This window comes from Mesorhizobium sp. B2-7-1 (assembly GCF_006440735.1).
Taxonomy (GTDB): Bacteria; Pseudomonadota; Alphaproteobacteria; order Rhizobiales; family Rhizobiaceae; genus Mesorhizobium.
Map to the genome: position 1 here is coordinate 20,355 of NZ_VFUA01000084.1, position 10,449 is coordinate 30,803.

At 65.1% G+C, this 10,449-nt stretch carries 10 protein-coding genes; 6 read left to right on the forward strand and 4 right to left on the reverse strand.

The features are described from left to right. Positions 1-6: 6 nt before the first annotated feature. The 4 genes from FJ471_RS25170 to FJ471_RS25185 form a co-directional block, all read right to left on the reverse strand. Positions 7-1,677, reverse strand: a complete 1,671-nt coding sequence (locus tag FJ471_RS25170; protein ID WP_140807430.1) for a choline dehydrogenase — start codon at positions 1,675-1,677, stop codon at positions 7-9. Between the two features lie 177 nt (positions 1,678-1,854). After that, positions 1,855-2,769 (reverse strand): nitrilase-related carbon-nitrogen hydrolase, encoded by a 915-nt coding sequence (locus FJ471_RS25175; protein ID WP_140807431.1) that lies wholly within the window; start codon positions 2,767-2,769, stop codon positions 1,855-1,857. Then, on the reverse strand, positions 2,754-4,184 hold the full coding sequence (hydA, locus tag FJ471_RS25180) for a dihydropyrimidinase (RefSeq protein ID WP_140807432.1): 1,431 nt from the start codon (positions 4,182-4,184) through the stop codon (positions 2,754-2,756). Before hydA ends, FJ471_RS25175 begins: the two co-directional genes overlap by 16 nt. A 22-nt stretch (positions 4,185-4,206) precedes the next feature. Then, positions 4,207-4,557, reverse strand: a complete 351-nt coding sequence (locus FJ471_RS25185; protein WP_140807433.1) for a RidA family protein — start codon at positions 4,555-4,557, stop codon at positions 4,207-4,209. Between the two features lie 293 nt (positions 4,558-4,850). Here FJ471_RS25185 and FJ471_RS25190 point away from each other — a divergent pair, with 293 nt between their 5' ends. From FJ471_RS25190 to FJ471_RS25215, 6 genes are all read left to right on the forward strand, one after another. After that, positions 4,851-6,038 carry an MFS transporter gene (locus FJ471_RS25190; protein WP_246684827.1) on the forward strand — a complete coding sequence of 396 codons (1,188 nt, stop codon included), beginning with the start codon at positions 4,851-4,853 and terminating at the stop codon, positions 6,036-6,038. Beyond that, positions 6,038-6,796, forward strand: coding sequence for an SDR family oxidoreductase (locus tag FJ471_RS25195; RefSeq protein ID WP_224667457.1), 759 nt, complete (start codon positions 6,038-6,040; stop codon positions 6,794-6,796). The genes FJ471_RS25190 and FJ471_RS25195 overlap by 1 nt, the downstream gene beginning before the upstream one ends. 27 nt (positions 6,797-6,823) lie before the next feature. Then, complete coding sequence (locus FJ471_RS25200; protein ID WP_140807436.1) at positions 6,824-7,846, forward strand: NAD-dependent epimerase/dehydratase family protein; 1,023 nt, start codon at positions 6,824-6,826, stop codon at positions 7,844-7,846. 28 nt (positions 7,847-7,874) lie between these two features. After that, on the forward strand, positions 7,875-8,807 hold the full coding sequence (locus FJ471_RS25205) for a polysaccharide deacetylase family protein (RefSeq protein WP_140807437.1): 933 nt from the start codon (positions 7,875-7,877) through the stop codon (positions 8,805-8,807). A gap of 3 nt (positions 8,808-8,810) precedes the next feature. Further along, the gene (locus FJ471_RS25210) at positions 8,811-10,145 is read left to right on the forward strand and encodes a dihydroorotase family protein (RefSeq protein WP_140807438.1); all 1,335 of its coding nucleotides are present in this window, start codon (positions 8,811-8,813) and stop codon (positions 10,143-10,145) included. 5 nt (positions 10,146-10,150) lie between these two features. Further along, positions 10,151-10,449 (forward strand): SDR family NAD(P)-dependent oxidoreductase (locus FJ471_RS25215; RefSeq protein WP_140807439.1); only part of this gene is annotated, 299 nt, incomplete at its 3' end.

Genomic DNA, 10,449 nt, shown 5'->3' on the forward strand with positions numbered 1-10,449 from the left:
GTCATTCTAGCGCTGCGTCTGTTCCCAGTGCGGGTGCATCCACACCGGAGCGTCACTGCGCGGCAATGGTGCCTTTTCCCGGATCATGTCGCTTGCCTTCTCGGCGATGGCAATGGTCGCGGCGTTGGTGTTACCGCTGACGATCATCGGCATGATCGAGGCATCCACCACGCGCAGCCCCTTGAGACCGTGGACGCGCAATCTGTCGTCGACCACGGCTTTCGCATCCGTCCCCATGCCCATCTTGCATGTGCCGGTGGGATGAAAACAGGTCTTCATCGCACCACGCACCCAGGCATCGATCTCGTCGTCAGTCCTGACGGAAGGGCCAGGGAAAAGCTCGCCACCGTCATATGGCGCGAAGGCCTTTTGCGCCATGATCTCGCGCAGCAGGCGAAAACCGTCGCGCATGTCGGCTCGGTCTTGCGGATCGGCCATGTAGTTGAACAGGATGGCTGGATGCTCGCGCGGATCGGCCGAGCGCAGCATGACGCTGCCGTGGCTTTTCGGACGCATCAGGTCGACATGGGCCTGGTAGGCATGGCCTCGCATCGGCTCCACGGTGCCGGGCGCAACGGCCAGCGGCAGGAAGCTCAGCTGCAGGTCGGGATGCTCGACGCCCGCACGAGTGCGGATGAAACCGCCGACTTCATAGTGGTTGCTCGCCGCAGGACCGTCGTGAAACAGGAACCAGCGCATCCCGGCAAGATATTTGCGCGGCGCCTGGACAACGGGCGCGAGGCTGATCGGCTGCTTGCATCTGTGCTGGATGGCGATGTCGGGATGATCGTTCAGATTGGCGCCCACGCCCGGCAGATCATGGCGCGGCGTGATGCCGAGCTTGCCCAGGAAATCGGCCGGACCAATGCCGGAGAGCTGCAGCAGTTGCGGGCTGTTGATGGCGCCGCCGCTGAGGATGACCTCGCGCTCGGCATGTGCTTCCAGCCGTTTGCCCTTGTGGATATAGGCGACGCCGATGGCGCGATTGCCCGTCAGGAGAATCTGTTGAACGAACGCCTGGGTCGCAATGCGGAGGTTTGGCCTGCCCTTGGCGGGATCGAGATAGGCCCGCGCTGTCGAGGAGCGGCGGCCGTTCCGCGTCGTGCGGTCGTAGGGGCCAACGCCTTCCTGCTGATAGCCGTTGCTGTCGGGCGTGAACGGATATCCCGCCTGGACGCCGGCCTGGATGAAGGCCTCCGCCAAAGGACCAAGTTTCGGCGAGGAGACGCCAAGCGGCCCGTCGCCGCCGCGATAGTCGTCCTGGCCCTCGGCATGCCCCTGAGCCCGCCGGAAATAGGGCAGCATGTCCGCATAGCTCCAGCCGCTGTTGCCCGACTGGGCCCAGCCGTCATAGTCACGGGCATGGCCGCGCACATACATCATGCCGTTGATCGAGGAGGAGCCGCCGAGCACGCGACCGCGCGGCTGAATGAGCCGCCTGCCGTCGAGAAAGGGTTCGGGCTCGGAGCTATAGTCCCATTTGTAACGATCAGAAGAAATCAGTAGGCTGTAGCCCCATGGCATGTCGAATAGAAAACTGCGGTCGGCCGGGCCAGCCTCCAGCAACAGTACGCGGCAATCCGGATCTTCGCTGAGCCGGGCAGCCAGCACCGAGCCCGCCGAACCCGCCCCGACGATCACGTAGTCGAAGGCATCCGCCCTGCCCTTATCCGGCATCTGTAAATTCCCCTGTTGTCGGCCGCGTTCCGGCCCTTTTGTTGTCGCCGCGGCAACGGCGTTGACAGCAAATTAATGTGGTCACGGGAGCAGATCACGTCAGAATTTTGTTGTCATTGCCCAAAAGGAACGATGCCTGGCGCATCGCCCTACGTTCCACTGGTTTGGATATCCGCGTCAGCCCGGTTCCGCGATCAGGCGGTACTGGTCCGGCCGACGATAGAGCGCGAAGTTGAAATTCACCTTCCGGCAGACCTCGATCAGATCGAGATCGGCGCGATGCACGATGACCTCGTCGTCGAGCGACATCGCCAGCGCGGCGATCTCACCGGTCGGCGCGATGATGCTGGAGCCGCCGATCAGCGCCTGGCCGTCTTCCAGACCGGCCTTGGCGGCAGCAGCGACCCAAAGCGTGTTCTGGTAGGCGCCGGCCTGCATCGGCAGATGGTTGTGGAACATCCTCAGATGCGCCAGCGCCGGCGCCTCATCGAGCAAGAGCGGCGTGTTGTAGCCAAGCAGCGCCACCTCGGCGCCGTTGAGACAGAGCATGCGATAGGTTTCCGGCCAGCGGCGGTCGTTGCAGATCGCCATGCCAACGCGAACGCCGCGATAATCGAAGACCGGGAAGCCGAGATTGCCCGGTTCGAAGTAACGCCGTTCGAGATGCGTGGTCGTGCCTTCTTCCGGTTCGCTCGAACCGGGCACGTGCATCTTGCGGTAACGGCCGATGAAGGCGCCGTCCGGCCCGACCAGATCCATCGTGTTGAAATGGCGCGTGCGACCTTCTTCGTGCGCAAGCTCGCAATAGCCGAGCGCGAAGCCGACCTTCAGGCGCGCGGCGGCATCATAGAGCCGCTGCGTCTCCGGCCCCGGCATCGAGGCTTCGAAGAAGGCATCGATCTCGGCTCGGGCGTCGATGCGCCAGCGCGGAAAGAAAGTGGTGAGCGCCATTTCCGGGAACACCGCGATCTCGGCGCCGGCGGCCGCAGCTTTCTCAAGCAGGTGCACCAGCCGCCCGACCGTCTCGGCGCGCGTGGCACTGCGCTGGATCGGCCCGGTCTGGCAAACGGCGATAGTCAGGCATCGAGCCATGGCGTCCAATCCTCGACTGGTTTTCTAAGATGCGCCGGATCGGCAGCGGTCCGCGTCACAAAACGCCCGAACCCAGGTTCGGCCTGCAGCTTGCCATCGGTGACAACCGGCACGCCGCGCACCAGGACGGTGGTTGGCTTGCCGGTGACAACCCTGCCCTCATAGGGCGTGAAATCGACGCGCGAATGCAGCGCCTTGTGCCCGAGCGTCCAGCGCGCCGTCGGATCCCACAGCGCCAGATCGGCGTCGAGCCCGACGGCGATGCTGCCTTTGCGATCGGCGAAGCCGTAGATCGAGGCGGCATTGCGGGCGGTGAGGTCGAGGTAGCGATCGAGCGCCAGCCGGCCGGTGAGCAGCCCTTCCGAAAACAGCAGCGGCAGGCGTGTCTCGATGCCGGGAATGCCGCTCAGCGTCGTGGTGAAGCCGGGCGTTTGGGAGCGGCCGATCTTGTCGGCGAAGTAATATGGCGAATGGTCCGACGACCAGAGATCGATGCCGCCATTGATCAGCTCTTGCCACAGATGCTCGTGACTGCGCGGCGAACGCGGCGGCGGCGAAAAGACGAAGCGGGCCGCATCGATTGCCTCCCGATTGAGATCGGCCGCGCCGAGGAAGAGATATTGCGGACAGGTCTCGGCGATGGCGTCGACCCCGCGAACCTTCGCCCGCGCCACCTCTTCGGCCGACTGCCAGGACGAGACATGCACGATGGTCATCCGCGCGCCGATCATCTCGGCGAAGGCCAGCGCGCGATGCGTCGCCTCGCGCTCCATCGTCTCGCTGTGGGCGACGACATGGTAGCGGATATCCGTGCGGCCGAGATCGATCAGCCGCTGCCGCGTGCGCCGGATCGCGGCATCGTTCTCGGCATGGACCATGACGATCCAGCCCAACCGTCGAGCTGTATCGAGGACCTTGAAGAACAGGTCGTCATCGACGGCAAAACCCTGATAGGTCATGAACAGCTTGACCGAGGCGATGCCGCGCCCGGCAAGCTGGTCGAGCTGGGCGTCGACGTCCGCGCCGGTGACCATGGTGACAACGGCATGCAGCCCGTAGTCGATCACGGCGCGTCCCGCCGCGCGCTCCAGCGCCCGGTCGATGGCGCCAATCGTCGTCATATCCTGTCCAGGCATGCCGAACGGGACGATGCAGGTGGTGCCGCCGAAAGCCGCTGAGATCGTGCCGGAATAGAAGTCGTCGGCATTGCCGGCGCCACCCCAGACCGGCTGGTCGAGATGGCAATGCGCGTCAATGCCGCCGGGCATCACCCAGCGGCCGCCGGCGTCGATCGACTTCTCGCCGGACAGGCCTTTGCCGATGGCGGCGATCCGGCCGTCGTCGATGCCGACGTCGCACTCGGCCCAGCCATCGTCGAGCGCCACGCGCCCGCCTTTGATCACCAGCTCATGCATTGGTGTCCCTTCGCCGGCCCGCTCAGTCGACAGCCGCCGTCACCATGATCTCGACGCGGTACTGATCGCCGGCAAGCCGCGCCTCCACCGTCGCGCGCACCGGCATGGCGCTCCGGTCGATCCAAGCGTCCCAGGCCGTGTTCATCATCTCGAAATCGGCGATGTCGCGGAGCCAGATCTGCGCGCTGAGCAGCTTCGACTTGTCGCTGCCGGCCTTGGCTAGAAGCGCGTCGATCTTGGCCAGGATCTGCTTTGTCTGGCTGGTGGTGTCGCCGGAAAGGTCATCAGCGGTCAGGCCGGCCACATAGACGGTGCCGTTGTAGCGGAGCACCCGGCAGAAGCGCTGGCCGTTTTCGAGGCGTTCGATCGTCATGATGTTCCCTTCCGCTGGTTTCCAGATCTGGTTTTTGCCTATGGTAAGGAGGGTGCAAAACCGCTGTAAAGCCCGCGCCGCGCCGAGACGCCGCTTTCCTTTGCTGGCATGGCCAAAAAAATTTAAGCCATAGCCGCATCAATCTTCGTTTGTGGCAGTCACCATAAAGTGTAGCTTCCAGTCGGGCTGCCGTCGGTCAACGGTGCCGCCAGGGAGCCGCCGCAGCCGCATTCATGAGGTCGATCGCTCAATCCGCGATGAGGCTTTGGCAAAATGCAGAGCGCTCCCGCGCCATGCTGCCGATCATGGTCGGCATCTGCCTCGCTTGTATCGGCAGCGCAATGCTGACCACCGCCGTGTCACTGCATCTCGGCAAGCCCGGCATTTCTCCCCAGGTCGTGCAGATCGTGCTGACCGCCTATCCCGTGGGCTTCCTCGTCGGATGCCTGGTCACGCGCCCAGCAGTCGCCCGATACGGCCATGAGCGAACCTTCGTGGCGATCCTGGTGCTGGCGCTGCTGGCGGCTTCCGGCTTCGCCTTCACCGATTTCCTGCCAAGCTGGATCTGCTTTCGCCTTCTCGGCGGCATGGCGATGGCATCCCTCTTCGTCGTCTGCGAAAGCTGGATCAACCTTTACGCCGAACATCACAATCGCGGCGCGCTGTTTTCCATCTATATGCTGACGACGGCGATCGCCGTGCTGCTCGGTCAGGTTCTGGTCGCCCTGGTCGGCCCGCAATCGCCGCATCTGTTCCCGGTCGCCGCCGCGACGGTGCTGCTGGCGCTGGTCTCCAAATTCGTCGGGGGACGCTGGCCGGCGCTGCCGGCCACCGATCCGGAGCACGCAAGTTCGGCGAGGCCGGTCAAGCGCCTCGGCCCGCTGGCGCTCTTCCGGCTGGCGCCGGTAACGGTGGTCGCGATTTTCCAGGGCGGCATAACCAACATGAACATCTTCGTACTGACGCCGATCTACGGGACGCAGATCGGCCTGTCGGCGGCAACGACCGTCGGGCTGGTCACGACCATCAGCATCGCCGGCATGCTGGCGCAAACCCCGGTCGGCTGGCTGTCCGACCGGTTTGAACGCCGGATCATATTGCTTGTCCAGGGCGTCCTGTCCGTAGCGCTCTGCGCCGCGATCGCCTGGCTCGGCAATTTTTCGGTGCCGCTGCTCTTCGTGCTGTTCTTCCTCTATGGCTGCACGGCCCTCACCGTCTACCCCGTGGCGATGGCGTTCGGCGCTTCGCAACTGCACAGCCGGCACATGGTCGGCGCTTCCGGCACGCTGCTCCTGCTCTATTCGATCGGCAATGTCGCGACGCCCGGTATTTCCGCCGGCCTAATGGAGCATATGGGCGCGCCGGCCATGTTCCTGCTGCTCGGTGGCGGCGCCGTGCTGGTGACGATGGCTGCCTGCTACAATCTTCTTCGTCGGCCTGTCGGCGCCACGGCCTTGCAGGCGATCGAGGAGCAGGTCTGATGACAGACATGAAGCGTCTCGAGAGCAAAGTCATCCTGATCGCCGGCGCCGCCAGCGGCATTGGCGCTGCAATCGCCCGCCGCTGCATTGCCGAAGGCGCAAGCATCGTCTGCGCGGATTACGATCTCGAGCCCGCGACGAAGCTTGCCGAAGCGCTCGGCCCTTCCGCGGCCGCTTGCCAGTGCGATGTGACGAAGGCTCCCTCCGCCGAAGCGGCCGTCGACTTCGCGGGGCAAAGATTCGGCCGGCTCGACGGGCTGGTGCACAATGCTGCAGCGCCGTCGACCAGCGCCACCGTCGTCGATCTCGACGAAAGCGCGTGGCGGCACGAGATCGATGTCGGCCTGACCGGCGCTTTCCTGATGAGCAAGTTCGCCGTGCCGCTGATCGCTGCCGGCGGCGGCGGTTCGGTCGTCTTCATCGGCTCGCAATTCGCGCGCGTCGCCACCACCAGGGCCGTCGCCTATTGCGCCGCCAAGGCCGGGCTGGTCCACCTCGCCAAGGCAATGGCCGTCGATCACGCCGCCGAGAAAGTCCGCGTTAACAGCCTCTCGCCAGGCGCCGTCGCAACCACACGACTGCTGCGCCGATTCGCCGATTTCGACGCGGCCAATGCCGGCCTCGGGCCTGCCCATCTGCTCGGCCGCATCGCCGACCCCGAAGAAATCGCCGCGGCGGCGGCTTTCCTGCTTTCCGCCGACGCATCCTTCGTCACCGGATCCGATATGCTCGTGGACGGCGGCTATGCGACGCGCTGAGCCCGAAACCCTTTCAAAGGAGCTCCCATGACCCTGCTCGTCACCGGCGGCACCGGCTTTGTCATGAGTGTGGTCGCGCGCGCATGGCTCGACCGCGATCCGCTAGCCCGCGCCGTGATCCTCGACCGCTCCGGCCTCGACGCGGCGGCCGAAAGGCATTTCGCCCCGGTGCGCGACCGGCTGACAGTGATCGCCGCCGATATCCTCGACCAGAAGGCCTGGTCCGACACGCTCGACAAGCAAGGCATCACGGCGATCGTTCATGGCGCGACGATCACGCCGATCTCGCGCGGCAGCGCCTCGGAGGCGAAACGCCAGCCGGAGGCCGAGGACCCGGCCCGCATCGTCGACGTCAATCTCATGGGCACGGTGCGGATGCTGGACTGGGCGCGCACGAGACCGGATCTCAAGCGCTTCGTCTATGTCAGTTCCGGTTCCGTCTACCGCCACAACGGGCCTGACTGGAGCAGCGAGCCGCTGCCGGAAGACGGCTATGTCGCGCCGCTGACGCTCTACGGCATCTCGAAATTCGCCTCCGAGATGGTGACCAACCGCTATGCCGACCTGTTCGGCCTGTCGGCGGTCTCGGTGCGGCTTGCTTCGGTCTACGGCCCGATGGACCGCGCGACCGAGAGCCGCAATTTCCGCCATGTTCCCAACCGCGTCGCGCATATGGCGCTCGCAGGTGAGACAATCCGGCCGAACAGCCTCGAACCCGTCGGCGATTATATCGCCTCGACCGACGTTGCCGCCGCGATCCTCGCGCTGATCGACGCGCCACACCTCAATTACCGCCACTACAATATCGGCTCCGGTTCCAGCCAGACCATCGGCGAGATCATCGGCTGGGCTAAGGAACGCGTGCCCGGTTTGAAAGCCGAGGTGACGGCCGGAGAAAACGCCAATATCGTCCAGGATACGGCGCTGAAAGGCGGCATGTGGGGCGCCTACGACATCGCCCGCATCATGCGCGACACAGCATGGCGGCCGCGTCCCGGCAAGGAAACCTTCCACGCCTACATGGACTGGATTGCAGCCAACGAAAGCTGAGCCAAACCAGGCCGAAGGAGGACGACAGATGCCGACCGATCCGCAGCAAGCGCAGCAGCCGCGCGACTTTATCGGCTACGGCCCGCATCCGCCCTTCGTCACCTGGCCGGGCGGTGTCAAGCTCGCCGTCAACCTCGTGCTCAACTACGAGGAAGGGTCGGAGTACAACTGGCTGGATGACGGCCGCAACGACAATTGGGGCGAGTACAATCTCACTTCCAGCATGCCGGTGCGCGACCTCGGCACCGAGACGCATTTCGAATATGGCAGCCGCGCCGGCGTCTGGCGCTTGGCCAGGCTGTTCGACCGCTACGACATCCCGGTCACCTTTTCCGCCTGCGCCGTAGCGCTGCAGTGCAACCCGCCTTTGGTCGAGTGGATGAAGGCGCGACGCCACGACCTGATGGGCCATGGCCTGCGCTGGATCGACTACACGACGATGGAGCGCAGCGAGGAAGAGCAACATCTGCATGAAGCGATCGCTCTCTACGAAAAGCTGCTTGGGAAGCGCCCGTTGGGTTGGAACTGTCGCTCGCTGCCGAGCGTCAACACTCGCGACCTTTTGGTGAAGGAGGGCGGCTTCCTCTACCACTCCGACCCCTGCAACGACGACCTGCCCTATTTCCTCGACCACAAGGGCACCGAGATCCTGGTCGTGCCGTACTCCAAGGCGCTCAATGACAGCCGCTATCTGGTGGCGCCAGGCTACAGCAATCCGCGCGATTTCGCCGAGGACTGCCGCTCGGCGATCAACTATATGCTCGACGAGGCGGATGAGACCGGCGGCCGTATGCTGACCATCGGCATCCACGCGCGGTGGATGGGCCAGCCCAACCGCGCCTCGGGCCTCCGCGAAGTGATCGAGCACGTGCAGAACAGCAGCGGCGCTGCCTTCATGCGGCGCGAGGATATCGCGCGTTTCTGGCTCGCCAACCACGCCCGCTTCGAACAGCGCGGCTGAGAGATGTTCGAAACGCTGATCCGCGGTGCAGCGCTGGTGAATGCCGACGGCCTCAGCCGAGGCGATATCGGCATTGCCGGGGGTAAGGTCGCGGCAATTATCGGCTCCGGCGAAGCCGCAGAAGCCGGCACGGTCATCGACGCCTCCGGCTGCTTCGTACTGCCCGGCCTCGTCGATGCGCATGCGCATCTGCGCGACCCCGGTCTTACCCATAAGGAGGATTTTTCGTCCGGCACGCATGCGGCAGCGCTCGGCGGCGTGACGACGGTGCTCGACATGCCGACCGACGAGCCATGGACTGCGACGGCCGAGCAACTCGCCGACAAGATGGCGCTGGCCGAAGGCCGCATCCATGTCGACGTCGGCCTGCAGGCCGTGATCAGCCGCGACCTGTCGCTTGTCCCTCGCCTGCTCGACCTCGCGCCGGTGTCATTTGAGCTGTTCACCGCCGACGTGCCGGACGCGTTCCTCTTTGCCTCGCTCGACGCGGTTGCCGAAGCGCTGAAGGCGTTCGCCGGCGCCGACACGCTGATCGGCATCTCGCCCGGCGACCAGTCGATCCTGACCGGCAGCACCGAGCGCGACCGTTCCGGCACCATCGCTGCATTCCTGGACAGCCGGCCACCGCTGGCCGAGGCCAACGGCATCGCCCGCGCGCTGGTCGCCGCCGCCTCGACCGAAGCAAAAGTCCACGTCCGGCAGATCAATTCCGAGCTTGGTGTCGAAACCTGGAGCCGGTTGCGCGGTATGGCCGACGCAAGCGTCGAAACCACACCACAGAACCTGTTGTTCACGACGCAGGATTACGAGGCGCAAGGCGCCAATCTGAAGGCCTCGCCGCCTTTGCGTTCGCCGCACGATGTCGATGCGCTGCGCGCCGCGCTGAGCGCGGGACTGATCGACATCGTCGCCACCGATCATGCCCCGCACGCGCCGGCCGAGAAGGGAGCGACTTATGCTGCTTTCGCCGACATACCGGGCGGCATGCCGGGACTGCAGACGCTGCTTCCCGCCATGCTGAGACTGGTCCACGAAGGGCTGATTGCTCTGCCCGACCTGGTGCGCATGTGCTCCCGCAACCCGGCCGAGCGCTTCGGCCTCGGCCGGCGAAAGGGGAAGATCGCCCCCGGCTACGACGCCGACCTGCTGATCCTCGATCCGCGTCGATCGAGCACCATCGCCAATGCCGACCAGGTGTCGCGGGCCGGCTCCACGCCCTTCGACGGTTGGACGGTGAAAGCGCGGCTTACCAGTGTCTTCCTGCGCGGCCGCGGGATCGTGCGCGACGGGCGGCTGGTCGGCCCGGCGCAGGGAAAGATCGTCACCCGGGAGAGCTGAACACCATGGCCCTGCTTGCCAACAAGACCGCCATCGTCACCGGAGCGAGCTCCGGCATCGGCCGCGCCATCGCGCTGAAATTCGCCGCCGAAGGCTCCAGCATCGTCGTCGCCGACACGGTCGAGCAGCCGATCGAGGGCGGTGAGAGCACCGTCGATAGGATCCGCTCAGCCGGCGGCACAGCCATCTACATTAGAACGGATATCTCGGACTGGAACGCCGTCGACGCGCTCGTCGGCGCAACGGTCGCGCAGTTCGGCCGGCTCGACGTGATGGTCAACAATGCCGCGATCTACACAAGCAC